Annotated in this window: 21 protein-coding genes; 15 read left to right on the forward strand and 6 right to left on the reverse strand. The window is 30.1% G+C overall.

Going from position 1 to position 25,756, the window contains the following annotated elements:
• Window positions 1–72: 72 nt before the first annotated feature.
• The 15 genes from galE to SULAZ_RS04505 all read left to right on the forward strand — a co-directional run bounded on the left by galE (window position 73) and on the right by SULAZ_RS04505 (window position 18,438).
• Window positions 73–1,098: a UDP-glucose 4-epimerase GalE gene (gene galE / locus SULAZ_RS04435; RefSeq protein WP_012673695.1), complete on the forward strand. Its 1,026-nt coding sequence runs from the start codon at window positions 73–75 to the stop codon at window positions 1,096–1,098.
• 1 nt (window position 1,099) lies between these two features.
• Window positions 1,100–1,588: a lipoprotein gene (locus SULAZ_RS04440; RefSeq protein WP_012674433.1), complete on the forward strand. Its 489-nt coding sequence runs from the start codon at window positions 1,100–1,102 to the stop codon at window positions 1,586–1,588.
• Window positions 1,589–2,896 (forward strand): PelD GGDEF domain-containing protein, encoded by a 1,308-nt coding sequence (locus SULAZ_RS04445; protein WP_012673856.1) that lies wholly within the window; start codon window positions 1,589–1,591, stop codon window positions 2,894–2,896.
• Window positions 2,893–3,888 carry a tetratricopeptide repeat protein gene (locus SULAZ_RS04450; protein ID WP_012673877.1) on the forward strand — a complete coding sequence of 332 codons (996 nt, stop codon included), beginning with the start codon at window positions 2,893–2,895 and terminating at the stop codon, window positions 3,886–3,888. The genes SULAZ_RS04445 and SULAZ_RS04450 overlap by 4 nt, the downstream gene beginning before the upstream one ends.
• Before the next feature lie 18 nt (window positions 3,889–3,906).
• Window positions 3,907–5,394: a GT4 family glycosyltransferase PelF gene (gene pelF / locus SULAZ_RS04455; RefSeq protein WP_012674722.1), complete on the forward strand. Its 1,488-nt coding sequence runs from the start codon at window positions 3,907–3,909 to the stop codon at window positions 5,392–5,394.
• Window positions 5,382–6,752, forward strand: a complete 1,371-nt coding sequence (gene pelG, locus SULAZ_RS04460; protein ID WP_012674602.1) for an exopolysaccharide Pel transporter PelG — start codon at window positions 5,382–5,384, stop codon at window positions 6,750–6,752. Before pelF ends, pelG begins: the two co-directional genes overlap by 13 nt.
• Entirely contained in the window at window positions 6,718–9,447 is a 2,730-nt protein-coding gene (locus tag SULAZ_RS04465) for a bifunctional glycoside hydrolase/polysaccharide deacetylase family protein (protein WP_012673627.1), read from the forward strand. The genes pelG and SULAZ_RS04465 overlap by 35 nt, the downstream gene beginning before the upstream one ends.
• Entirely contained in the window at window positions 9,392–10,585 is a 1,194-nt protein-coding gene (locus SULAZ_RS04470) for a tetratricopeptide repeat protein (protein WP_041675830.1), read from the forward strand. The genes SULAZ_RS04465 and SULAZ_RS04470 overlap by 56 nt, the downstream gene beginning before the upstream one ends.
• Complete coding sequence (locus SULAZ_RS04475; RefSeq protein ID WP_012674023.1) at window positions 10,586–13,438, forward strand: tetratricopeptide repeat protein; 2,853 nt, start codon at window positions 10,586–10,588, stop codon at window positions 13,436–13,438.
• Between the two features lie 48 nt (window positions 13,439–13,486).
• Window positions 13,487–13,771, forward strand: a complete 285-nt coding sequence (locus tag SULAZ_RS04480) for a hypothetical protein (protein WP_012675022.1) — start codon at window positions 13,487–13,489, stop codon at window positions 13,769–13,771.
• The gene (gene xth, locus SULAZ_RS04485) at window positions 13,768–14,562 is read left to right on the forward strand and encodes an exodeoxyribonuclease III (RefSeq protein WP_012674190.1); all 795 of its coding nucleotides are present in this window, start codon (window positions 13,768–13,770) and stop codon (window positions 14,560–14,562) included. Before SULAZ_RS04480 ends, xth begins: the two co-directional genes overlap by 4 nt.
• Window positions 14,559–15,446: an FAD:protein FMN transferase gene (locus SULAZ_RS04490; protein ID WP_012673531.1), complete on the forward strand. Its 888-nt coding sequence runs from the start codon at window positions 14,559–14,561 to the stop codon at window positions 15,444–15,446. The genes xth and SULAZ_RS04490 overlap by 4 nt, the downstream gene beginning before the upstream one ends.
• A gap of 110 nt (window positions 15,447–15,556) precedes the next feature.
• On the forward strand, window positions 15,557–16,927 hold the full coding sequence (locus SULAZ_RS04495; protein ID WP_012673501.1) for a FlxA-like family protein: 1,371 nt from the start codon (window positions 15,557–15,559) through the stop codon (window positions 16,925–16,927).
• Window positions 16,928–16,930: 3 nt separating this feature from the next.
• Window positions 16,931–17,512, forward strand: coding sequence for an FMN-binding protein (locus tag SULAZ_RS04500; protein ID WP_012673689.1), 582 nt, complete (start codon window positions 16,931–16,933; stop codon window positions 17,510–17,512).
• Window positions 17,509–18,438: a hypothetical protein gene (locus SULAZ_RS04505; protein WP_012674058.1), complete on the forward strand. Its 930-nt coding sequence runs from the start codon at window positions 17,509–17,511 to the stop codon at window positions 18,436–18,438. Before SULAZ_RS04500 ends, SULAZ_RS04505 begins: the two co-directional genes overlap by 4 nt.
• A 16-nt stretch (window positions 18,439–18,454) precedes the next feature.
• Here SULAZ_RS04505 and SULAZ_RS04510 read toward each other — a convergent pair whose 3' ends face one another.
• The 6 genes from SULAZ_RS04510 to SULAZ_RS04535 form a co-directional block, all read right to left on the reverse strand.
• A complete protein-coding gene (locus SULAZ_RS04510) occupies window positions 18,455–21,430 on the reverse strand; it encodes an AAA family ATPase (protein WP_012674646.1) in 2,976 nt (991 codons plus the stop codon).
• A gap of 133 nt (window positions 21,431–21,563) precedes the next feature.
• On the reverse strand, window positions 21,564–22,328 hold the full coding sequence (locus tag SULAZ_RS04515; protein WP_012674797.1) for a glycosyltransferase family 2 protein: 765 nt from the start codon (window positions 22,326–22,328) through the stop codon (window positions 21,564–21,566).
• 12 nt (window positions 22,329–22,340) lie between these two features.
• On the reverse strand, window positions 22,341–23,075 hold the full coding sequence (locus SULAZ_RS04520) for a metal ABC transporter permease (RefSeq protein ID WP_012674050.1): 735 nt from the start codon (window positions 23,073–23,075) through the stop codon (window positions 22,341–22,343).
• Complete coding sequence (locus SULAZ_RS04525; RefSeq protein ID WP_012673622.1) at window positions 23,072–23,962, reverse strand: metal ABC transporter substrate-binding protein; 891 nt, start codon at window positions 23,960–23,962, stop codon at window positions 23,072–23,074. The genes SULAZ_RS04520 and SULAZ_RS04525 overlap by 4 nt, the downstream gene beginning before the upstream one ends.
• A 24-nt stretch (window positions 23,963–23,986) precedes the next feature.
• Window positions 23,987–25,408, reverse strand: a complete 1,422-nt coding sequence (locus tag SULAZ_RS04530) for a TonB-dependent receptor (protein ID WP_012674569.1) — start codon at window positions 25,406–25,408, stop codon at window positions 23,987–23,989.
• Between the two features lie 65 nt (window positions 25,409–25,473).
• Window positions 25,474–25,752: a hypothetical protein gene (locus tag SULAZ_RS04535; protein WP_012674734.1), complete on the reverse strand. Its 279-nt coding sequence runs from the start codon at window positions 25,750–25,752 to the stop codon at window positions 25,474–25,476.
• Window positions 25,753–25,756: the final 4 nt, after the last annotated feature.

Genomic DNA, 25,756 nt, shown 5'->3' on the forward strand with positions numbered 1-25,756 from the left:
TTCACAAAGAATAAAATTCAAACATGTTATAATTTCTTCTAAAACTATTATCTTTTAAAGGAGAGATTTATTGTGAATATTTTAATCACTGGAGGAGCAGGGTATATAGGAAGTCATGTTGTTAAACAACTATTAGATGAAACTAATCATAACATTACTATTATAGATAATTTATCAACAGGATCAATAAAAACAATTAAAACTTTAAAAGAAATAGCAAAAATTAATAATAAGGAAGAAAATTTAGATTTTATAGAAGCTGATTTATCTAACTTTCCTTTAATAGAAGGAATAATAAAAGCTAAAAAATTTGATGCAGTTATACATTTTGCAGCAAGTATAATAGTTCCAGAAAGTGTTAAAAATCCTATTAAATACTATATGAATAACACTGTAAATACAACAAATTTAATTAAACTTTGTTTAGACAATAATGTTAACAAATTCATTTTTTCTTCTACTGCAGCTGTTTATGGCCAGCCTTACGAAATACCTGTCAAAGAAACAACTCCGACAAAACCTATAAATCCTTATGGTATGAGTAAACTCATGAGTGAGACTGTTTTAAAAGATTGTGGCTTGGCTTATCCTGATTTTAAATATATAATTCTTAGGTATTTTAATGTGGCTGGTGCTGATATAAAAATAAGAATAGGTCAAAGGTTCCCTAATGCAACTCATTTGATAAAGGTTGCAGCTGAAACAGCTGTAGGTAAAAGAGAAAAGATGTATGTATTTGGAACTGATTACCCGACAAAAGATGGAACTTGTATAAGAGATTATATACATGTAGATGATTTAGCAGATGCACACATTAAAGCTTTAGAATATTTAACCGATAATGATAGTGACGTATTTAATTGCGGTTACGGGTATGGATACTCTGTTTTAGAAGTTATAAATACTATGAAAAAAGTTTCTGGTGTAGACTTTAAGGTAGAATTTACAGGAAGAAGGGAAGGAGACCCAGCTATTTTAATAGCAGATAATTCAAAAATAAAAAATAAGATGAAATGGCAGCCCAAATATAATAATTTAGAATTAATTTGTAAAACAGCTTTGGAATGGGAAAAAAAGTTATTAAAGGAGGAGGCCTGAAATGAAAAAAATTTTTGTGCTTTGGCTGTTTGTTTTATTCTTAGCAGGATGTTCTAGTGTAGTTAATACAGAAAAAGCTAACTTAAATTTAAAGAATAAAACTTTAGTTGTGCTTCCTTTTGAAAACTATACAGAAACACCTTTGGCTGGTTTAAGGATAGCTTCCATTGCTTACGCTGTTCTAAACTCTAAAGAATATATAGCTAGGAATTTTGTTATTAATAATGAAAAAGATTATAGCCATGAAGAGATAAAAGAAATGATTAATAAGCTTAAAGAGGAGAATTATGACTATGCTATAACTGGAACTGTTAATGAGTTTAGATACAAAACAGGAATTGACGCTGAACCTGCAGTTAGTATAACCTTAAAAATATATGATCTTAAAAATGATAAAGTTATTTATACAGCTGTTGGTTCAAAGACAGGCTGGTCTCACGAGTCTTTAACAACTGTAGCACAAAAAATATTAAATAAAATAGTTCCGTAGATGTTTTTGACTAAATTTTTTAGCGGCTTAAGTTTAAAGATACTTTTAGCTGAAATTATACTATTTTTTGTAGTTTTAGTTGGGATTGGAGCTTATACAAATCCAAATGACCCTTTATTTATAAATTCTCAGTATGGTTATTTATTTTATTTATTACCTATTCTTGTTTTAACACTTTATTATGGTTTAACTGCTGGAGTAGTTATCTTAATCCTAATATTTGTAGTTATGATGTTTTACTATAAAGAATTTTATTTAAATTACTTTCTTTGGATGTTTTTATTTACTTTAGTTGCATCAGAGTTTAACCATTATTGGTCACAGAACTTAATGAAAGCTGAAGAAAAATTTAAGTTTACATATGATAAACTTAGAGATTTAGCTAGAGAATTAATGCTTTTAAATATATCTCATGATCAACTTGAAAGACAGTATATTATTAAACCAATAAGTATAAGAAGTGTAATATTGGATTTAAGAGAAAAGATGTTAACTTCAAAAAAGGAAAAGGAACCTTTAGAATTTTTATTAAAGCTAGTGTCTACTACACAAAATATATATGATGCTGCCATTGTTACTTATTCTGCTGAAAAAAATAACTTTGAAATCGTTGTTTCAACAAATGAGGATTTTAAAATTTATACTGATGATATTTTGATAAGAAAGGCTATAGAAGATGATGCTATAACATACATTTCACAAATAGAAGAATACTCAGAATACTTAGCAGTTATTCCTGTAAAAGAAGAAAACTTATATTATCTTTTTATTATAAAAGATATGAACTTTTTATCATTGAACTTAGATACACTTTTAATGATAAATTTATTTATGTTCTATATTTTAAAGGAAGAGGATATCCTTAAGAATATAAAGGAAATTGTATTGTCCTTTAAAGAATTTAATGTAGATTTTATAAAGGAAGTTTACAGAATGTATCAAATGTATAAAAATTTCAATGTTGAATCTACGATTGTTACTTTTTATGTTAGAACTGATGATCAAAATTTTCCTTTATTTTTAAAGACAAAGCTTAGAGGTCTTGATGTAATGGATATATTGAAGATAGATAAAGGAGTTTTTATTCTCCCAATTTTATTGCCATTTACACCATTTAGTGGTGCTCAAAGTTTTGTTAGAAGAATAACTCAAATGATAAGAGAGGTTTATTCGGAGAAATTTTTAGAAGAAAATATTAAATATAAGATAGAACTCGTAGATAAAGATATTAAACAGATACTAATTGAAATTTACACAAATTATAATTATTTTGATACAATCAAAGATAATGAAGGTATAAGAAAATGAAGAATATTTTTTATTCTCTTATAAGTGAATTAACTGGTATTATTTTTATCTTTAACGAAAATATGTATATTGGTTTAGGAATATATATCTTATTTCATAGTATTGCTATCTTTCTACTTTCTAGTACATTATTAATGTTTATACCAAAAAAATATAGAAATAACAAAAAGAGAAGTTTTATTTTCTTATTTCTTTTTGGATTTTTAACATTTGTAATTGGATTTATTTTTCTTTTTGTTTTGTCTATATATCTTTTAAGAGCACAAAAAAACATTGAATATAAACCTGTTGAGGCTTTTTCGTTAGATGAGGTTTATAATGAAGATATGGATTTTTATGGAAGGAATTTTGGGGAAGGTGGGATAGTGAGTTTAATAAAAGGTAAAAATGTACCTAAACATTTACAAGAAAAAGCTTTTTTAGCTTTAGCTGATTTAAAATCTCCTTTTGTTTTTAATATAGTAAAAGAAAATTTGAGTAATCCTATTGATGAGATTAGATTACTTGCGTTTAGTATGATTTCAAAAATGGAAAAAAAAATGACACAAAAAGTTCATGAGTTGGAAAATAAACTATCAAAAGAAAATATACAAGATGATGAAAAGGCAGAATTATATAAAAATTTGGCCCAAATCTATTGGGATTTTGTTTTATACAACATAGTTGATGAAGAGTTTAAAAATTTTATGATAGAAGAAGCAAAAAATTATGCTTTAAAATCTTTATCTATTCAAGAAGACCCATACGTTTATTTTCTTTTAGGGAGAATTTACCTAAGATTAAGTGATATGGAAAAAGCAACTGAATTTTTAAAAGAAGCAGTTAAAGATAAAAATATAAAATCAAAAGTTATACCTTATCTTGCAGAATGTTATTTTTATAAAAAAGATTACAAAACTGTGAAAAATATTTTAAAAGAATTAGACTTAGTTTTAGACTTAAGAGTTAAATTTGTAAAGGATTTTTGGGTGGGAGATGTCGGTTATAATTGATAAAGAAAAAAAATAGATGTGCTATTAATAGCTGAAGGAACTTATCCATATATACGAGGTGGAGTATCTACGTGGATTCATGACTTGATAAATGGTCTTTCAGATTTGAATTTTGGTGTTGTATTTTTAGGAAGTAGACCAGAAGACTATGGAGAGATAAAGTATAAACTTCCAAATAATCTTGTGTATTTGTCTGTAGATTATCTTTTTAATTATGAAGATACGTTTCCTAGAACTGTAAAAGCCAAAAAAGAGGCTTTTTCTTATCTTGAGTTTCTTCATAAATGGTTCAAGGAATATCATCTTACACAATCTGAATTTCCAGATAAACTTAAATCTCTATCTTTTTATACAGATGAGATAACTAAAGAAATTTTTTTATATAGTAAGGAATCTTGGAATTTTATTACAAACATGTATTCTAACTATGCAATAGAAAGTCCTTTTATTGATTATTTTTGGACTATAAGGAATATTCACGCACCTATTTTTGTTATAGCTAATTTAGCAAAAAAAGTTCCAAACTTTGATATAGTTCATAGTCCTTCAACAGGTTATGCAGGATTTTTGGCATCATTACTTTCCTATGATAGGAAAAAGCCATTTATATTAACTGAACACGGAATCTATACAAGAGAAAGAAAAATAGATCTATTAAATACAGATTGGCTTGTTGATAAAAGGTTATTTTTCCAAAAGGATATAGGAGAGCTTGACCATATAAGAAATCTTTGGATAAGATTTTTTGAAAGTATTGGAAGATTTATCTATAAGGCAAGTAATTTGATTATATCTCTTTTTTCTACCGCAAGGGAAATTCAAATATCGTATGGAGCTGACCCTGATAAGTGTATAATTGTTCCAAATGGAGTTGATGTTGAAGGATATTCAAAAGTTTTAAAACAAAGACCTAACTATATTCCTAAAGTGATAACTCTTTTAGGTAGGGTTGTTCCTATAAAAGACGTTAAAACGTTTATAAAAGCTATGAGGATTGTAAGTAATAAAATTCCCGATGTGGAAGGATGGATAGTAGGTCCTACCGATGAAGACCCTGATTATTATAATGAGTGTTTAAATCTTGTAGAAACTTTTAAGCTAGAAAATAACGTAAAGTTTCTTGGTTTTCAAAATCCAAAGGATATTTTCCCAAAAACAGGAATATTGACCCTTACTTCAATAAGTGAAGGTATGCCTTTGGTTGTTTTAGAGGGTTTTGCAGCTGGAGTTCCATGTGTAGCAACAGATGTTGGGTCCTGTAGACAGCTTATATACGGTGGTTTAAATGATGAAGATATTAAGATAGGAAAAGCGGGGGAAGTTGTTCCTATAGCCAATCCTGAGAAGTTAGCACAGGCGTATATAAAACTTTTAGAAGATGAAAATTTTTGGCAATCTTGTCAAGAAGCTGCAATAAAAAGGGTAAACACTTTCTATACTAAAGATCAATTTCTGAATAATTATAGAAAGATTTATGCTGAGATGAGAGAAAGATGGCAGGTATAAGCTTTGAACTAAGAAAAGTCTTAAGAGAAAGAACTTTAGGTTCTATTGCAAAAGCTTTTGGATATTCAACAATTTTAAGTGCAGGTCCTTATTTAATATCAATTATAACTTTAATTTCATCTTACTATTTATTAAGTCCTATTGTTAATGATAGAAAGATAATTATACAATTTCAAGTTATAGTAACTTACCTTGTAGCATTTAGTCTAATTTTAACTGGATTTTCCCAACTAATGATTACAAGGTTTATAGCTGATAGAATCTTTGAAAGGAGATATAACTTAGTTCTTCCAAATCTATTAGGTAATATGATTCTCAATATGGGAATAGGCTTTATACTCTCACTTTTATTCAGTATATTTTCTTTTAAGGATCAAGGTTCTCTTTTTATTATTCTATTTTCTTTTAACTTTACGTTATTTTGTGGTATATGGATTATAAACATTGTATTAAGTAGTCTAAAAAGCTATAAATTTATAGTTTTATCTTTTGCGGTAGGCTACTTAACTTTTTTAATACTTTCGCTATTATTGGTAAAATTTGGATTAAATGGAGTGATGTTTTCATTCTTTTTAGGACAGTCTATACTTTTCTTAATGTTAGTAAGTTATATGATTAAAAATCATGATTCTGATAATTTGCTTAGATTTGATTTCTTTGACAAAAGTCAAATCTATATATCTTTAATATTCTCAGGATTTTTTTATAACCTTGGGGTATGGGTTGATAAATTTGTGTTTTGGTTTACACCTTTTACAAGTATTGAAGTTTTGGGACCTATTAAATCTTCTTTGGTTTACGATATACCTATGTTTTTGGCTTATATATCAATAGCTCCGGGGATGGCAATATTTTTCTTAAAATTAGAAGTTGAGTTTGCAGAGTATTACGATAGATATTATAGGTCTGTTAGAGAAGGGGCTACTTTACCGAAAATATTCGAATACGGAGATGAGATGATCCTCTCTGCAAGGAATGTTATATTGGATACGATGAGAATTCAAGGAATAGCATTTGTAATATTTTTACTCTTTGATAAATTTTTACTTAGTTTATTTAAAATATCTTTACTTTACATTCCTTTATTACATATACTTATGCTTGGTACTTACCTTCAGCTTGTATTTATGTCTATTTTGGCTCTTTTAAATTATTTTGACAGAAGGATAGAATCTATGATTTCTTCGTTAATATTTGCTGTTTCAAACTTTATTTTTTCTTTAATCACTATTTATTTAGGACCTTACTACTACGGATATGGTTTTGTGTTTTCACTACTTGTTAGTAATGTTGTTGCTATTATACTGCTTAGGAGGTTCTTAAATGAGGTTCATTATAGGACTTTTATGTTTGTTTAGTTTTTATATGGGATTATTTTCAAAATCTTATGGAAAAGATATTGCAGTTGGTTTTATATACAGAGAACCACCAGAAGAGGCTTTTTATCTTTATGATTGGCTTGTTGTAGACCCTGATAACTTTTCTTGGGAGAAGTTTGATGAAAAGTTTTACATTAAAAATAGAAAAGCTAAACTTATAGCTTACGTATCCCTTGGAGAGATAGAGCCTTATAGAAGTTATTATAAAGAGATAAAAAAGGATTGGATTTTAGGAGAAAACAAGGCTTGGAAAACATACATTGCTGATATAAGAAATAAAGAATATCAAAAATTTTTAATAGAGAAGGTAATTAAAAATCTTGATAGATTTGATGGTATATTCTTTGATACGTTAGACAGTTATCAACAAGTTTTAAAACCTCAGGAGTTTAAATCTTACGAAGATTCCATGATAGATTTTTTAAAAGAAATAAGAAAGAAGTATTCAAATAAAACTATTTTAGTAAATAGAGGCTTTGAGATAGCAGATAAGGTCGTAGGAATCGTAGATGGGTTTGTTGCAGAAAGTCTTTTTTATGGAATTGATGTAAAAAGTATGAAGTATAAAAAAATGAGTAAAGAGGACACTCAGTGGCTTTTAGATAAGCTTAGTCAAATTAAAAATTTGGGTTTTATAGTAATAGTAATTGATTATGTAGACCCTAAAAATAAAAAACTGGCAAAGGAAGTAGCTCAAAAAATATACCAACTTGGGTTTATTCCATATGTAGCAGACAAAAATTTACAAACAGTTGGGACAAGTATATATCAACTAATACCAAGAAAGGTACTTATGTTTTATGACTCTAAGGAAAATGATGTAGCCTATTCAACTATCCATAGATTATACCAGTTATATGTAGAATATTTAGGATACATTCCAGTACTGCAGGATATACAAAAAGGATTACCGGCTAGATTCTTAGCTGATGAATATGCAGGAGTTTTAATAAGACTTTCTAAAGTAGAAAATGAAAAACGGTTTATTGATTGGGTAAAAAAACAGATTGACGATGGAATAAAAGTTTTTTTCCTTGACTACTTTCCAGTTTCTGAAGATTTATTAAGTCTTTTAGGAATTAACTATTATGGAATTAAGTCTACATTTGATAAAGCTGATATATTAGAGAAAAGATACAACTACTTTGAAATAGAACCTGATTTTGATAGTATTCCATTAGTTAATGTGAAAGAAGGAAATCCAGTTTTGACTATTAAAGTTAACAGTAAGGCGTTTGTTCCTTTTGCAATTACAAAGTGGGGAGGGTATGCTTTAGAAGGAAGTTTTTTAAGAATTTTTGGTAAAAATGAACTGTTTGTTTTTGACCCTGTAAAAGTATTTAGAGACATTTTTAATCCTGATTTTCCAGCTTTAGATATAACAACTGAAAACGGAAGAAGAATACTTACAGCTCACATTGATGGAGATGCTTTTTTTGGTGTGGCAGACTTTGAGCCTTCTAAAACAGTTGGAGAGATTATAAGAGATAAAATTATAAAAAAATATAACATCCCACATACAGTCTCAATAATAGAAGGAGAGATATCCCCAGAAGGTCTTTATTCTGAAAAAAGTAAGCGATTAGAAGAAGTGGCAAGATCTATATTTAAATTAGATAATGTAGAAATAGCAAGCCATTCTTTTTCCCATCCTTTTGAATGGAGAAAAATAGAAGAATTATCACGAAATAAGAATAATACAGAAGGATATAGCTTACCAATAAAAGGTTATACTTTTTCCTTGGAAAGAGAAATAATAGGTTCTGTTAATTACATTAACGAAAAATTAGCTCCAAAGGATAAAAAAGTTAAAGTTTTTTTGTGGACAGGTGATTGTGTTCCAAGTGAAGAAGCAATTAAATTAACATATAAACTGGGAATATACAACACAAACGGTGGTGATACTGTAATAGACTCTAAAAATCCGTTTTTTAGTTATATAGGACCTATGGGATTAAATAGAGATGAGTATTTTCAAATCTACGCTCCTATCCAAAATGAGAATATTTATACAGACTTATGGAAAGATTACTACGGTTATATAAATGTTATAAGTGCATATAAACTTACAGATAAACCTTATAGGTTTAAACCAATATTTATATACTACCACTTTTATTCTGGACAAAAACTTTTATCACTAAAAGCTTTAGATGAAGTATACAGCTATGCTTTGTCTCAAGAGGTAAATCCTATGTTTTTATCAGAGTATGATCAAAGAGTTTTAGAATTTAGAAACACTGCTATATGTAGAGATATACGAGATGATTCTATTATAATCAGAGGTGAAGGTAATCTTAGGACAGTAAGATTGGATAAAGATGTTAAAGTTGATATTTTTAATAGTAAAGGTGTAGTTGGATTTAAAAAAATTAATGATAGTACTTACATTCATTTAGATAACTCAGGAGATTACAAATTAAGCTATAGTGATACACTGCCAAACTTTTATTTAATAGATTCTAACGGTCAAATAGAAGATTTTAAAGTAGAAGCAGATAAAGTAAAAATTCGTTTAAAAAGTTATCTTCCTTTAGAGTTTAGGATTTTTAACCGAAACTGTAAAGTAAGTATAGAACCTAAAAATTATTCTTTGGAATCTGGAGCTAAACATATCCATGAATATAGATTTAAAAGAGAAAAAGAAGCCTATGTGGAAGCCTACTGCAACTAAAGAGATTTTTTCCTATAAGGAGATTTTTGGATTTGTTTTAATAGTTGTAGTGCTTTCTGTGGCAATATTTCCAAAAGGTAAAATTGAAAAGTTAATCTTTCAAGAAGATACAAACATAGATTTATCTAACATCTATCTTGAAAATTTAGTAAGGATAACTGATGACGATAATTTGAGATTATTGCTTGCCGAAAGATACATAAACCTTGGTTATAAGGAAAAGGCTCTTACTATACTGAAGAATTTAGAGTCAGACAGTAATCCTGAAATAAGGTCTAAAGCAAAAATTTTGAGTTATAAAATATTAAAAGTGGAATACTTTTCTAAAAATACATCTGTAGAAAGACAAAAAGAACTAATCCAATCAATGCACAATATTTTATTAGATAGTTTAAACTCTACTACAGACTTAAATACTTTAAAAAGTATATACAATGAATCACTTTCAATGGCATTTGTGGATATAGCGTATAAAACTGCCATGAAAGCTGTAAGTATAAAAAAAGATGATATATTTTGGTTAAAGCAGGCATATACTCAAGCGTTAGCTACCCAGCATTATAAAGATGCACAAAATCTCTCCTATAGATTATCAAAAGTAGATAAAGACAACAGTCTAAAATGGCTCAATGAGTATTACAACATATCCATTGCAATAAAAGATTATAATTCTGCATCTAAAGCACTAAAGGAGATAGCTCTTATAGATGTTAAAAACTCTTTTAATTACTACAAGAAGTTAGTTGACCTTTACTTGTACATAAAAGATTATAATTCTGCTTTAAGTCTTATTAAAGATATGTACAAAACTGATACTTTAAATAAAAGTAAATGGCTTGATTTGATGGCAAATGTTTACTTATCTCAAAAAGATTTTTCAAATGCTTTTAATACTTATAAAGAAGTGTTCTTATTAGAAAAGAGCTTAAATAAAAGGAAAGAATACTTTAAAAAGTCCCTTGAAATCTTGCTTTGGAGTAAAAGATATGACGATTTAAAAACATTTCTTGATACTTACTATAAGGACTTTTTAAATGACCCAGAAATGGCAAAATTCATATTAAAGACAGCTTTAGCTACAGGGGACCCAAAATTTGCTCATAAAGTTGCTTTAGAAATAAAGCAAAGAGGGTTTTAGATGAAAAGGTTAATGTTAAGTACATTACTTATAACGCCAGTTTTTGCTACAGAGATTGAAGATATAGTAATAGAAGGTAAAGAGCTACAAAAAGATAAAAATGATATAAAATTAGAAGAAAATGTTAAAGAGAATAATAATTATGAAGAAGATATAAAACCTGTAAAAAAAACAACTGAGAAAAAGCTGACTTTTAAAGACAATGAGCTTTTAAAACTTTTAGTTCAAACATTTTTAGGAAATCAAGACTTAGAAAATGCATACGAAGTAGCCAAAAAAGCTGCTGAACTCTATCCTAACGACCCTTACTGGTTAAAAATGCTTGGGCAGATAGCTATATGGAATAAAAAACCAGAGGAAGGTTTACAAGCCTACTTAAAACTATTTCAATTAACTAAAGATGAAAGTGTAAAAAAAGACCTTGTAAACTTAGCTATAGCTGTAAACAGGTTCGATATAGCAAAGCAACTTATTGAAGAAGACATAAAATCTGGAAAGTATAGGGATTTTAAAAATATTTACTACATATACTATAACGCAGGTGATATAAAAGAACTTATTTCAATCTTAAAAGAGCTTTACAACAAAGAAAAAGATAAAGAAATACTTTATAACTTAGTATTTTTACTGTACAATTACGGAGATGTAAAAGATGCTTTACAGTATGGAAAAATACTTATAGAAAACCATAGTCCTAACTTAAGAGATGTCCTTCTCTATTCAAATATTTTATATTCAAATAGAAGATTTCAAGAATCTTACAAAGTTTTGAAAAGTTTCTTGGATAAAATTAGTGGAGGAGATGACGAAAATCTCAAAGTAGAATACCTTGAAACTTTATCAAATTTAGCTTGGGCTTTAAAAGATTTTGATACATCTGTTTATGCTTCAACTAAACTATACCAAATGAATAAAGCCTCTTTACAAGATTTTATAAGGCTTTACACTTATTACTTTTATAAACAAAATTATAAATTATCTCAAAAGTTTGCTTACGAAGGGTATGAAAAATATAAAGCTCAAATTTTATTAGAAGGTTATATAGAAAGCTTATTTAGACTTAAAGATTATAAAAAGATAGTAGATTTTGTAGAAAAAGAAAAAATTCAGCCATCCCAATCTATTTTAGTTTTTTCCAGATATATAAATAGCCTTTTAAAAATTGGTGAGAAAGAAAAGGTATTAAACTTGGTTTCCACTGTATTAGATAAAAATTTCAGTCCTACACTACTATCAGAACTTATATACACTGCTATAGACACATCAGATCAAAATTTGGCAAAGTTTCTTGTTAGAAAATATTCTAAATACGAAAATTATTTAAGAAAAGAGTTTGGATTTTTATATCTTTTCCTACAAAATGGAAAGAAAGCTTTACACTTATTGTCTAATTTAAGAGAGAGTAAAAATCTTAGTGAGCTTGTTTTATTTGCCGATGTATTAAATCTTTACGGAAAATTTGAACAAAGCTTGTATTTGAAATACAAAATATACAAATACTTACACAAAAAAATAGATAGTGGTAACTATACAGATGAAGAATTAGAAAACTATTTAAAGGTAGCAATGGAATTCACAAACTCAAGAAAGTTTAATGAGATGTTAGAAATTGCTAAAGCTAAGCTCCATCCTGATGTGTATCAAGATATATATTTATCTTATCAATTCATGTTGGAAAATCAAAATAAAGTAGAATTTTTAATGAGGAAACATCGATACTCTTTAAGACCTTGGATGAAGCTGAATTTAGCACTGTGGATGGATGATAGCTACTGGCAACAAAAGCTGTTAGAAGATTATATTGATGTTCTACCTATAAGAGATAGAGTAGAAGCATTGAGAAGAACGGGGGAAATTCAAAAAGCTATGGAGTATGGGTACAAAGGATTGGAGGAAAATCCAGATGATTATCTTCTATATAAACAACAGAGGGATTTAATTGTTGAAAATGTATCTAAATTTGAATCTAAAGTTTCTTATACAGAAAGGGGAAATGTTAGTGCAGTAGAAGAAGATATATATTTATATAAAGATATAACAGAAAATGTTAAAGTATTTATAAGATACAGTAATTCTGACATACAAAAACTGGCTTCAGGACTTATTAATACAAGTGGGAGAAAAGATTTTAGCATAGGTTTACAAAAAACCTTTTATAATGGAAAATTAACTATAAGTATTGGGGTTTTAGATACAGTTAATTCTAATCCTTATATAGATATTGATTACACTCAATATATCTATAATAGATTGAATTTAGGTTCAAGAGTAGGTTTAAATCTTCCTGCTGATGACACACTTTATTTACTTTACGGTGGAATGAAAAATAGATTTGGATTAAGTTTGACTTATAACTTTAACAATAGATTAAGTTATTTTATAAATCCTTCTTATAATCAGTACTACTCTTCAGATAAAGTTAAAATAGGAACGTCTTTTAATATTTATGAAGAGTTATACTACAAATTGAGAGTAGGATACCCTGATTATACATTTAGATTGTATACTTCCCACGGTATTTACAATGAAAAGGATGGATACAAAGGAAGTATAGAAAAAATATCTCCGTATCCAAACCCTAAAGTTTTACCATCCACTTACAATCAAATTGGGGTTGGATTTTTATTTGGTTATGAAAATGATAACTCTTATGTAAGAGTTTTTAGACCGTTTTTAAGCGTCGATTTAAGTTATAACGATGTTACTGGCGTTGGATATGGATCTGGTGGAGGATTTGGCGGAACTTTTTTCAGACAAGATAACTTAAGTGTAGGTTTTAATTATTTTAAAGGTTTTAAAGGAACAACTGATAAGTATTTTAATACTTATATAAAGTATCGTTTATACTACTAAAAGTATTATAATAATAGATAATAAACTGAAAAAGGAAAGTGAGAAGCTATGGAGTTTATAATTCAAAACATTCTTGCATTGGGATTAATATTTTTCTTGTTAGTAGGTATTGCTCTTGCGTGGAATATTAAGGTAATGAGATACTCTTTAATAGCAGCTTTAGCAGTTGTCATATCAATAACACTTTTAGTTAAGTACGGTGGACTAACAGTAGAAAAGATTATTGCTAAATCCGGATACATAGCACTATTTTTAGTTTGGTTATCTGTGTTAATAATATTTGCTGTAGGGATGTATAAAATGTGGAATAATATCTCTAAAGGGCAAGAATGAAGATATGTACTTTTAATCTAAACTCAATTAAAGCCAGAAAAGATTTAGTTTTACAATGGCTAAAACATAGGAACTATGATATAGATGTTTTATGCTTTCAAGAGATAAAGGTAGAAGAAAAAAACTTTCCTTTTGATGAGTTTAGAAGTGTTGGATTTATTTATCAGGAAGTTTTAGGTCAAAAAGCATATAACGGAGTTGCAACTTTATCAAAATTTCCTATGGATAGAGTCTTAGATGGATTAAACCACGACTACTTTGATAATCAAAAAAGGGTGTTGATAACTAAAATAAACGATGTTTACATAATAAACACTTATGCACCTCACGGAGATTTAAGAGGGGGAGAAAAGTATTATTATAAGTTAGATTGGTATAAACATTTTATCTCTTTCCTTAAAGAAAATTTTGATGTTAACAATCAAAAAGTAATTCTACTTGGAGATTTAAACATAGCGTTAGAAGATAAAGATGTATACGACCCAATTTTACTGAAAGATTCTATTGGTACGATGCCAGAAGAAAGAGAACTGTTAAGAAATCTTTTAGATTTAGGATTTATAGATTCTTTTAGATTCCTTTACCCTGATAAAATTCAATTTACATGGTGGGATTATATAGGTGGAGCTATATGGAAAAATGAAGGAATGAGAATTGATTATATTCTTATATCTAAACCTTTAGTAAAGTATTTAAAAGATGTAGAAGTTGATTTGTGGCCACGTAGAAGAAGAGACCCAAAACCATCAGACCACGCTCCAGTTATAGCAACCTTTGAAGGCTTGATATGACTAGATTAATGCTTCTTTTTTTCTTGATTTTATCATACACTTTTTCTAAAGCTGAGGAAAAGGTGTTTAATTTAATGGGAACATATGCAATCATAGATTTAGAAGATGAACAAAAAATTTACGAAACTTATAGATATCTAAGAGAGATAGAAGACCTTTTGTCCGATTACAAAGATGATTCTGAAATATCTTTAATTAACAAGATGGCAGGAAAAAGACCGGTAAAGGTTAGTCCTATAACTTTTGAAGTCATAAAAAAATCTATGGAGATTTGTAAATTAACTAAAGGTGCCTTTGATATAACTGTTGGTTCTATAACGATAAACCATCGTAGACTAAAGATGATAGATAGAAAAACGGCTGAAAAGTTAGTAAACTGTAATAATATAGTATTAGATTATAAACAAAATACAGTTTTTCTAAAGAAAAAGTATATGGCTATTGATTTAGGGGGAATAGGGAAAGGTTTTGCCATTGAAAAAGCATATGAAAAAATATCTACCAGTAAAGGCTTTATTGCTATTGCTGGAGATTTAAAAGTTTGGGGTCATCAAAGAAATATTGGTATATACAACCCTATTGATAAATCAGTTGTTGCTGTAGGTTTAAATAAGAGAGACTTTTGCCTCTCTACGTCAGGAAATTACTTTCAAAACCATATAATAGGTAAAAAAACTGATATACTACAAGTTTCTGTAGTTTATGAAGAGTGTAGTTTTACAGATGCAATAAGCACAGGAATATTTGCAATGAATGAAAAGGAAAGAAAAAAGTTTTTAGAAAATGTAACGTTTGGATATTTGATAATATATCAAGATGGTAGAGTAGAGTTTAATAAGAAGCTTCTTGAATACTTTGAATATCTAACCTTCAAACCTTTTTAAACTATTATCTAAATCATAGTTTCTATATGACCGCTTATCTCAAAAAATCATATGAGATTTAGTCTCAATATAATATAATTTTTAAAAATGAATTTAGGAGGTTATGTAAGATGTATAAAAAACTTGCAGTTATGGGTTTAATAGCCGGTATATCTGTCTCTTCTTATGCAAACAACGATGAAAAAATAAAAATGTTAGAAGAGCAGATAAAACTACTTCAACAGCAGATACAAGAGTTAAAAGAAGCTCAAAAAACGGCTTCTGAGACAAAGCAAGAGACGGAAGCATTAAAGGAAGAGATTAGAAAGCTTAGACTTGAATTTGCTATGCCAGAGTTTGAAAACAAGTCTTACTACGGTCTTGGTCCTGCAGCTTCAAAGGCAATGTTTAATCCAAAGGGCATTTCTATAGGCGGTTATGGAGAATTAACCTTTGTTCACAACGATGTTAATGCCAGAGACGGAGCAAAGAGTATTGCTGACATGCAAAGATTTATAATATATTTAGGATATGCTTTTAACGAGAAATTAAAATTTAACTCTGAACTTGAACTTGAACATTCTTCTACAAGTGGTAGTCATGGAACAGGAGGAGGATACTTTAAGACTGAGTTTGCGTTTTTAGACTATAATTTTAGACCTGAGTTTGGTGTAAGGGGTGGTTTACTACTAATGCCTGTTGGAATAATAAATGAATATCACGAACCTCCAACTTTTCCGACTGCTCAGAGACCTTTTCTGGAGACTAGAATACTTTTATCAACTTGGGATGAGATGGGTGCAGGTATATACGGTAAAATTAACAATTTAGAATACAAATTCTATATAACTAACGGATTAATGATAAAAGGTAACGGTGGTTATAGTGATACACAACCACTTAAAAATTTAATCCAGAGAGGTGCAAGAGCAGTATCTGAAAAGGTTGGTTTTACAGGAAGGTTAGATTACAACTTATTTGATAAAGTTAAAGTAGGAATGTCATTCTGGACTGGAGATGTACAGAGTAAAGGGGGAAGCGATAGTGCATTAGGTCTTAGAAGAGGAACAGATATTGGAAATATTACTATAATATCTCCTCACCTTTGGTATCAGGATAAAGGATGGGATGTTAGATTTGTAGGTGCATCAGTTAAGATAGATGATGCCAAAAAAATAGGAAATGATTTAGGTATAACAAGATTTCCTTCCAAACAAGAAGGTTTTTACTTCCAAGTTGCATACGATATCTTAAGACTGTTTAAGTTAGATACGATGCAAGAGTTTTATCTTTTTGGAAACTATGAATATCTAAATACTCATAAAAGTGTTCCAGCAGGCTTTACAAAACCAAACGGACACAAGCTAAACGTTTATAATTTTGGTTTCTCTTACAAACCACATCCTCTAGTTGCATTGAAAGCTGATTATGTAAGGTTGAATTACAGTCCAAACAAGAAAGATGAAAATGAGTATAGATTTACTCTTGGATTTATGTTTTAAATTATGGAAAGAGTTGAGGGAGGGGGTATAATTTTAGAAAAAATTGTAGAGGATAAAATGTTAAAAAGATTTTTAATACTGATTTTGGTTGTAGCGTTGTTTAGTTATGCAAGTGGTAAAAAGCCTGAAGATGTGTTAATAAGAATATATCCGGGCTCTACTGTTGAAGTTAAAAACTTTACTTTATCACCCCAGCAGGTAGAGAAAATAAGACAGTTATCAAAGATAAAATTTGACTCTAGATTAGTCTCATTATATATAGTTAAGAAAGACGGAAAGATTTTAGCATATGGTTATGTGGATGTACACACAGTTAGAACAAAACCAGAGATTGTACTTTATACCATAACACCAGACGGAAAGTTGGATGTTGTTGAAGTTCTTTATTTTGGTGAGCCTCTTGAGTATCTTCCCGAAGAAAATTGGTTTAAAAATTTCAAAGGAAAGTCGTTAGATAAAGATAGTATAAAAACAAGGTCTGATATTCCTAACGTATCTGGTGCTACGTTAACTTCAAAAGCTGTAACAGACTATGCAAGACTTGCCTTGGCAATTTGGAAGGTTTTGGTGGGAGATGAAAAATGAAATTTGTAATAACTGGAAATGTTCGAAAAAATAAAGGTGTTTATTTTGGCCTGTGGGGATTTTTGATTTTTGCTCTTTTATTTTGGTTAAGTGGATTTTTATACTACTATATAAACTTTGGTTTTGGTTATGAATCTCTTTTTAAGTATTACTTTACTGACGTTGATTTTCCAGAAAAGATTTCAATAAAACAAGTTATTGAAAACGTTCATATAAACTTGTTTATCAATAGCTTCCTTGTATTTATAATTCTGTCAATATTTAACATCTTTAACTATAAACCTTCTATAAAACTGTTTATTATTGTTGCTACTTCTATTAGTGGGCTTTTATATAGTATTAGTGATTTGATTGTGTACTACTTGGAAAATATTTTAATTTTAAAACCTGTTTTATTCTTAGCGTTCCAGTTTTTTGTTGGTTTGTCGTTGTTTATGTCTATTTATGGTCTTCTAAAAATAAACTCTAACCCAAATTTAAAACTATTAAAATTAAACATTGCTCTTTTTAGTTTTGGTATTATTGTATTTTTTTTGTTAAATGTACTTCTTTTTTATAATAAAATAGGATTCTGTGTAGAGTGTGTTAAAACTTACTATTTAGGTAGTCAAGAGCTTTATACAAAACCTAAAACTTTAGAGGGTGTCTTTAAAGTTTTCTATCCTCACTTAATTCCACTAGCTTTAATTTCATTTACTTTAATTCACCTTCTGTTTTTTACTTCATTTAACAAAACTTTAAGTCTTATTTTAGGTGTTTTTGGATTTATAAGTAGTTTTATAGACAATTTATCAGGTCTTCTTATAAGGTACGTAAGTGAAGTTTTTTCTGCCGTAAAACTCTTATCTTTTTTTCTTTTGGAGTTGTCTTTTATAGTTGGATTTTTAATTGTTTTTGTGTTTTCTTTTAAAAAAGAGCCCGTTTAAGGGCTCTTGTAAATCTTTACTGTTTAACTGAGAATGTTAAATTATCTCCTTCTGCATCAATTATAACAGTGTCTCCTTCTTTTATTTCTCTTCTTAGTATTTTTTCAGAAAGTGGAGTTTCTATGTACTTTTGGATAGCTCTTCTCATAGGTCTTGCACCGTAAACAGGATCGTATCCAAGTTTTATTAGAACTTCTTTTGCTTTGTCTGTAAGTTCTACTTTTATGTTTCTGTCGTGTAGTCTTTTGTTTAGAGCGTTTATCATCAAGTCTATTATCTGGATTATATCTTTCTTGAATAGAGGTTTAAATACAATTATCTCATCTATCCTGTTTAAAAACTCTGGTCTGAAGTAGTGTTTAACTTCTTCTAAAACTTTTTGCTTTGCTATTTCAAACTCTTTTTCTATAACATCTTCTGGAGCGTCAACTGGTATTATTGTTAGATACTGGCTTCCTATGTTTGAAGTCATTATTATAACAGTGTTTCTAAAGTTTACAGTTCTTCCTTGTGAGTCTGTTAGTCTTCCATCATCTAAAACTTGTAAGAATAAATCAAACACTCTTGGATGTGCTTTTTCTATCTCATCTAAGAGTATTACAGAGTAAGGTCTTCTCCTTACAGCTTCTGTTAGTTTTCCTCCTTCTTCGTAACCTACGTATCCCGGAGGAGCTCCGATTAGTTTTGCAACAGAGTGTTCTTCTTTAAACTCTGACATATCTAACCTTATCATTGCATCTTCGTCGTCAAATAGTAGCTCTGCTAAGGTTTTTGCAAGTTCTGTTTTACCTACTCCTGTAGGTCCAAGGAACATAAATGATGCAAGTGGTTTTCTTGGGTCTGACAGTCCTGCCCTTGCTCTTCTTATCGCTTCAGCTACTAATTTTACTGCGTGTTCTTGGTCTATTAGTCTTTTATGCATTTCTTCTTCAAGGTGGAGTAGTCTTTCCATTTCTTCTTCTTTCATCTTAGATATAGGTATACCTGTCCATTCTGCTACAACCTCTGCAACATCATTTTCTGTTACTACAACTGATTCTGCTAACTTTTGCTGTAATGCTTTTATCTCTTTTTCTATTTGAGCCTTTTTAATCTTGTACTCAGCTTCTTTTTCGTAGTCTCCTTTTTGGCTGTAAAATTCTATCTGTTTTTCTACTTCTTGAAGCTGTCTTTCAAGCTCTTCTAACTTGGCTTTTTCGTTTGAGGATTTGGCCTTTAGGTCTTTTAGTTGTTTTTCAAGGTTTGCTTTTTCTATCTTAAGTTTTGCTTCTTTTTCATAATTTCCATCTAAAGATGCCTGAACTATCTGTTCATCTAACATCTTTATTTTTCTTTCAAGTTCTATAACCTCTGGTGATGCGTAAACAAGCTTTAGCTTCTTCCTTGCACAAGCTTGGTCTAACGCGTCTATTGCTTTGTCTGGGAATTTTCTTGCAGGTATGTACCTTCCTGTAAGTTTTGCAGCTGCTTCTATAGCTTTATCACTTATTTTTACGTTATGGTGTTTTTCAAGTCTTGGTCTTAAAGCTTTAAGTATTTCTATAGTTGTATCTATGTCAGGTTCTTCTACGTAAACAGGTTGGAATCTTCTTTCTAATGCAGGGTCTTTTTCTATATACTTTCTATATTCATCTAGTGTAGTTGCACCTATTACCCTTATCTCTCCTCTTGCTAGTGCTGGTTTTAGAAGTTGTCCTGCATCTGAGGCACCTTCTCCTTTACCAGCTCCAACGATTGTATGAAGTTCGTCTATAAATAGGATTATATTAGGGTCCTTCTTTAACTCGTCTAAAAGTGATTTCATTCTTTCTTCAAACTCACCTCTGTACTTTGTTCCTGCTACCAAAGCACCTAGATCTAAAGATAAGATTCTTTTGTTTTGTAACTCTTCCGGAACTTCTTTATTGACTATCTTTTGAGCCAATCCTTCTACTATAGCGGTTTTACCTACTCCTGCCTCTCCAATGAGTACTGGGTTGTTTTTAGTTCTTCTAAGTAGTATCTCTATTACTTGCTGGATTTCTCTCTCTCTTCCTATAACAGGGTCGAGTTTACCTTCTTTTGCTGCCTTTGTTAAATCTACTGTAAATTTTTCTAATGCAGATTTTTCCTCTTCTGCCATTTCTTGTTGGATGTTTTTTCCTTCCATCTTTTCTTTTCCTCCTTCTTTTTTATCAAAATTTAGTATTTCATTTAAAACTTTTCCAGCTATTGTGTCTTTTGATTCTATTAAAGCCGTTGCAATATGTGATGGACTTACAACGGTAGAACCACTGTTAAACGCTATTTTTTCGGCATTTTCTAACACTTTTATAAGTTTAGATGCGTACTGTTTTTGAGTTTTTGAACCTACTACGTTTTCTACTATTTTTTCTACAAATCTATCTTTTGAAAATCCAAGGTCATCTATCTGTTTTATAAGAGAGCTGTTTTCTATAACTTTGTAGATGAAAGATAGTAAGTTTAAATCTCCGGATAAAAATCTATCAGCTGTTTGAGGGTCTGTTAGTTGAATAAGTTGAGACTTTAGAGAGTTAAGGTTAGACTCAAGTTGTTTTTCGTATATAGAAAGTCTCTCTAACTCTAACCTTGACCCTCCACCAAAGAAAAAGCTTGATTCGTAAGATAGCTCTCTTTTTAATCTTTCTTTTTGAGCTTTTATTTCTTTTAACTCTCTGTAGATTTCAAGGGCTTGAGTTCTTACTTGAGATAGTTGAGAGTATAGGTTTTTAATGTAGTCTGTGTACTCAGACACGGCTTTGTTTATCTGTGAGTACAAGTCTTGAATGTAGTTTGTTATGTTCTCTTTTAAAGATTTTGTGTCTATCCCTCTTTTTTCTATTATCTTTACAAGAGGGTTATCTTCTTTTGAGATAAACGCCATTAGTAGATGGTCTGTGTCAACCATTGAATCTTGGTTTTTACTGGCAATACTCTTGGCTGTCTCTAAAAGTTCCCTTGATTTTCTGTCAAGTAGATTTTCACTAAACATTCTATTCCTCCGTATTTTTAGTCTATTATTGTAAAATAATATAATAATACTTTTATAAATATGCAAGTCTGAATTTAATCATAACTGTAAAAGATGATAAAGGAGTTAAAACAGTTGTATTGTTGAAAATAGTTTAAAGCCAGAGTTTATCTTTATACTTTTCTTTAAGCTCAAGTTCGTATAGAAAAGCATATTTTAAAAAGACGTATAAAAATCCCGAAAAGGCTATTATAAATCCCCTTGTACCTTCTAAAAATCCAAGTTTAAAAAAGTAAAGTTTAAAGAATATAATAAATGGATTTAGTATGAGTTTATAAAGTTTAAACTTTTTACCTTGAGAGTGCATAACCTGTGCCATTTTTTTGGCATAATCTATGGTTTTGATAAACTGGTGGTAAAGGTCTTTGTAAGAGTAGTGGTAAAGGTCTCCTTCTAACCTTCCAACTTTTCCTTGGCATAAAACTTCTTCGTGGATTTTCCCTTCATATCTTACTTTTCCCTTCTTAAATAGTCTTTTTCTATACTCTGGGTACCATACGTAGTTTAAAAACCTACCAAGGTAGTAAGTTCTTCTTGGGACCTCATAACATTCATATTTAGGGTTTTCAAGTTCCCTTTTTATGTTTTCTTGGAGTTCTTTTGAAAGTTCTTCATCTGCATCTAAAACAAAAATCCATTCTCCACTACATAAACTCAATCCATAATTTTTTTGAGAAGTGTAATCGTCAAACTCTCTGAAAAAAACTGTAGTTCCCAAATTTTTTGCTATCTCAACGGTTTTATCTGTAGAGCCACTGTCTAAAACAATAATTTCATCGGCAATACCTAAAACGCTCCTTATTGCTCTTTCTATATTTCTCTCTTCGTTTTTTGTTAAAATTAAAACTGATAGTTTCATAAAGTAATTTTATCATTTTTTGAATAAAATTGTTGCTAAAGCTGATAATGTATTTATAAACACTATAGTGTATCCTGTTGGTAGGTCAAAGTTGTAAGATAGTATTATAGATATTAATATTAGTAATGAACCTACAGCAGTAGCATAAAGTATATGATTTTTATTAAAAAGTTTTAAAGCTATTAAAGATGGTGCTATAAGTATTGAAAAGACAACTAACACTCCTGCCAGTTTTACAGAGCTGGTTAGTGTTATTGCAAAGGTTGTAAAAAATAAAACGTCTTTTAAAAATCCTTCTATCTTTCTTACAAAAAAGTATAAAACTAGTCCTATAAATAAGTAAAGAATAGAAACTTTGAGTATATCACCATATGATGTAAAGAGAATATCGTAAGCAAGTAGGTTGTTTAACTCTTCTAATCCGTGGGGAGACTTTGACATTACTATAAACACTCCCGATATTCCAAGGGCATAGATTAACCCTATAAAAGCTTCTTGGAGAGATTTCTCTTTGTGGTTTATATAAGCTATTAAGAGAGCTGTAAAAACTGCAAAAAGTAGAGATACTGGATATAAATACTTTCCTCCAAAAAGGTAAAGGGAGATGGCAACTCCCAGAGCTGCCATCTGTCCAATTGCTAAGTCTGTGAATATTATGTTTCTTTTTATTATCTGTAGTCCGTAGTAAGAGTGAATAAGTAGTAAAACAAAACTCAGTAAAATAGGTGGTATAAGAAGTTCAATCATTGTGTTAACCTCTCTACTATCTCATCAAATAAAGTAAATATATCTTTTACTTGAGGTAATGACCCAACATCGTGAGGAAGTATCACATACTTTACTCCTGATTTTTCACTTAAAAATTGAGCTGGCTTTGTAGGATGGTAAACATCTTGTAGTATAAGACTTACTTTTTCTACTTTTATTGTATCAATAAGTTTTTCAAGGTGTCTTGCTGTTGGAGGAATACCAGGAAGAGGTTCTATACTACCAACTGCAACAATTTGGTACCTGTTTAAAAGGTAGTCATAAAGTTTGTGGTACTGAACTACCTTCATACCTTTTACTTTTGCAAGTTTTTCGTTCCAATGCTGTAGTTTTTCTTTGAATTTTTGTTTAAAAGCTTTATTGTTTTCTTCGTAAGACGGACAGTTTTTAGTATCTAATTTACAAAGTTTAGCAGTTATAACGTCTGATATTACCAAGATGTTGTAAGGGTCTAAGTGAAAGTGAGGGTTTCCTTCCGGGTGGACATCACCAGCAGCTCTTGAGACATTCTCAGGTTTTTCAATAAGTTTCACAAACTGAAATAAGTCTAAAAATGCAGATGATGAAGGTTGTATTTTAGCGTTGTTAGCTTGGTTTAAAAGTGGAGGAAGCCAGCCAACTTCCAAGGAAGCTCCGTTTATTATAAGAAGGTCTGCATCTCTAAGTTTTACAGTTAAAGAAGGTTTTGGAACTACAAAGTGAGGGTCCAAATTGCCAAAAGCAAGATAATCAACTTGAGCCTTATCCTGAACTATTTCCTTGGTAATACTTGCTATGTATGGATAAGTTGTAACTATCTTCATTTTTGCGTTTGCTATGTTTAGAGTTAGTAAGAAAGTGATAAAAATGTATAAGAACTTCTTCATTGTCCTTACCTCCTGTAAAGTTTTTTAAAATCCGTGAGCTCCGTGAGCTCCAATAGCGATGTTGAACTGTATGATAATCTCTTGGTTTAGTTTTCTGTTTAAGTCTTCAGTAAACAGGCTTTTATCGTAGTTATACTGCAGCCTTATCCTTGAAAACTCTGAAGGTAAAAAGTCTATCATAAATGAGTATCTGTAAAGGTTGTTAGGTAGATTACTATTTACTCCGTTTACAAAAACATCGTTTTTGTTTATAAGGTCATACCTTGCACCTGCTCTCCATCTTTGGTCAAATTTATAGACAACTTGGGAGTAAAAACCACTTTGTTTACTTTCCCTTGAAGGTGTGATTAAATCTCCTGTTGTATTATACTTATAAACTTTTCCGTCAAACTTTCTGTATAAGTACTCTGACTGCCAAGTTATGTACCTGTAAGAGTCTATGTTATACCTAACTGTTAGGTCAGCTCCGTAGATTTTGGTTGTACCGGATAAAGCGTGAGGGTCTTTATCTGCTAAGTGGTCTATTCTTGTGCCACCTTGTGCGTAAGACAGACCTGTAAGTATAGATACATTACCTATATCAAAGGATGGTTTTATGAAAAACGTGTAAAGGTTTGGCTTTTTAGTATCTGATATTTTAATATTATCACCAGTACCATCTTTTTTCGTATTTACAGTAAAGCCGTTTCTGTTGAAGTTATTTTCGTTATCTCCTTGTAAAACTTCAAGTTCAAGTTGTAGGTAGAAAGGTGTTGGTGCAAGCCATGTAAGTTGTGCTCCTTTTTCAAGTAGGTTGTGAGGACCAAAGATTGCATAGTACACAAGGGGTGCATCTACAAAGTCCCAGTAGTGATGGTGTTGCTGGTTTAACCTTCCAAAACTACTATAAAACTTACCAAGTTTTAGTCCTAAGTTGTATGGAAGCTGCCTTGTTTTTATGTATGCTTCTTCTATTTCAAATGCGTCTTCTCTTAGGTGGAATATGCCAACCAAGTCAAAGTATGGGTCTACCGTTTGAGCGATAGAAAGGTGAGTGTAGTTTAGGTTAAAACCTCTTTCGGCGTTGTAAGGGCCTTCTCCCTTATGTCCTTCATGGGAGTGGAAAAGTCCGTGATTAAATCCCGGTATCATCACAGACTTATAAGCGTCATCTGTAAGATTTCTACTTACGTAGGAAAAATCAAAAAGTAAAGATATATCCGGAACAAACTTAGCTTGGGAGAATGGGTTAGAAAGTATCTTTTCAATTGGGTCTCTTCCATCTACATTTTTCAACTTCTCCCTTGTTTGTTCTAAAACCTCTTGGTTTTCTTGAAGCTTCTTAACTTTTTCTTGGAGCTGCTGGATTATCTGTTGTTGTTCTTGTAGTTGTTTTTTTAACTCATCTAACTCTGAAGCTGTAGCTACTGTAAAAGGTATTAAAGCTGTTAATAAGTACTTCTTCATAGTCTATACCTTCTCTCTAAAGTTTTTAGGTTTTAAAAGGTTAAAAAACTAATAAGTAAATACTTTTATAAGTAGAGAGGAGGAGACCTTGGAAGAGTGTTTATTGGGATGATTTTTGAGATGTAAACTTGGGTTGATAAAACTTTATGACTTTCTTGGTACTTTACTATCTCAAAATCTAATCCTAAATCATTAGGGTCTTGGGATTGTTGGTTTAGTTGTAGTACACAGATTTGACAGTCAGGATGAGGATGGTTATCTTCGTGATAGTGTGTTAGTGTAAGACTGTTTACAAATAACAGATAAAAACTTAAAAGTATATTAAAAAGTTTTTTAAAGTTCATTACC

Source organism: Sulfurihydrogenibium azorense Az-Fu1 (genome assembly GCF_000021545.1).
In the GTDB taxonomy this organism is placed as follows: Bacteria; Aquificota; Aquificia; order Aquificales; family Hydrogenothermaceae; genus Sulfurihydrogenibium; species Sulfurihydrogenibium azorense.

Bases quoted from the DNA above. Each gene is read 5' to 3' on its own strand.
- SULAZ_RS04525 (WP_012673622.1), bottom strand. From the start codon at position 23,962: ATGAAGAAGTTCTTATACATTTTTATCACTTTCTTACTAACTCTAAAC.
- SULAZ_RS04520 (WP_012674050.1), bottom strand. From the start codon at position 23,075: ATGATTGAACTTCTTATACCACCTATTTTACTGAGTTTTGTTTTACTA.
- SULAZ_RS04440 (WP_012674433.1), top strand. From the start codon at position 1,100: ATGAAAAAAATTTTTGTGCTTTGGCTGTTTGTTTTATTCTTAGCAGGA.
- SULAZ_RS04490 (WP_012673531.1), top strand. From the start codon at position 14,559: ATGACTAGATTAATGCTTCTTTTTTTCTTGATTTTATCATACACTTTT.
- SULAZ_RS04515 (WP_012674797.1), bottom strand. From the start codon at position 22,328: ATGAAACTATCAGTTTTAATTTTAACAAAAAACGAAGAGAGAAATATA.
- xth (WP_012674190.1), top strand. From the start codon at position 13,768: ATGAAGATATGTACTTTTAATCTAAACTCAATTAAAGCCAGAAAAGAT.
- SULAZ_RS04530 (WP_012674569.1), bottom strand. From the start codon at position 25,408: ATGAAGAAGTACTTATTAACAGCTTTAATACCTTTTACAGTAGCTACA.
- pelG (WP_012674602.1), top strand. From the start codon at position 5,382: ATGGCAGGTATAAGCTTTGAACTAAGAAAAGTCTTAAGAGAAAGAACT.
- SULAZ_RS04495 (WP_012673501.1), top strand. From the start codon at position 15,557: ATGTATAAAAAACTTGCAGTTATGGGTTTAATAGCCGGTATATCTGTC.
- SULAZ_RS04470 (WP_041675830.1), top strand. From the start codon at position 9,392: ATGAATATAGATTTAAAAGAGAAAAAGAAGCCTATGTGGAAGCCTACT.
- SULAZ_RS04465 (WP_012673627.1), top strand. From the start codon at position 6,718: ATGAGGTTCATTATAGGACTTTTATGTTTGTTTAGTTTTTATATGGGA.
- SULAZ_RS04480 (WP_012675022.1), top strand. From the start codon at position 13,487: ATGGAGTTTATAATTCAAAACATTCTTGCATTGGGATTAATATTTTTC.
- SULAZ_RS04445 (WP_012673856.1), top strand. From the start codon at position 1,589: ATGTTTTTGACTAAATTTTTTAGCGGCTTAAGTTTAAAGATACTTTTA.
- SULAZ_RS04535 (WP_012674734.1), bottom strand. From the start codon at position 25,752: ATGAACTTTAAAAAACTTTTTAATATACTTTTAAGTTTTTATCTGTTA.
- SULAZ_RS04510 (WP_012674646.1), bottom strand. From the start codon at position 21,430: ATGTTTAGTGAAAATCTACTTGACAGAAAATCAAGGGAACTTTTAGAG.
- SULAZ_RS04505 (WP_012674058.1), top strand. From the start codon at position 17,509: ATGAAATTTGTAATAACTGGAAATGTTCGAAAAAATAAAGGTGTTTAT.
- SULAZ_RS04500 (WP_012673689.1), top strand. From the start codon at position 16,931: ATGGAAAGAGTTGAGGGAGGGGGTATAATTTTAGAAAAAATTGTAGAG.
- SULAZ_RS04475 (WP_012674023.1), top strand. From the start codon at position 10,586: ATGAAAAGGTTAATGTTAAGTACATTACTTATAACGCCAGTTTTTGCT.
- SULAZ_RS04450 (WP_012673877.1), top strand. From the start codon at position 2,893: ATGAAGAATATTTTTTATTCTCTTATAAGTGAATTAACTGGTATTATT.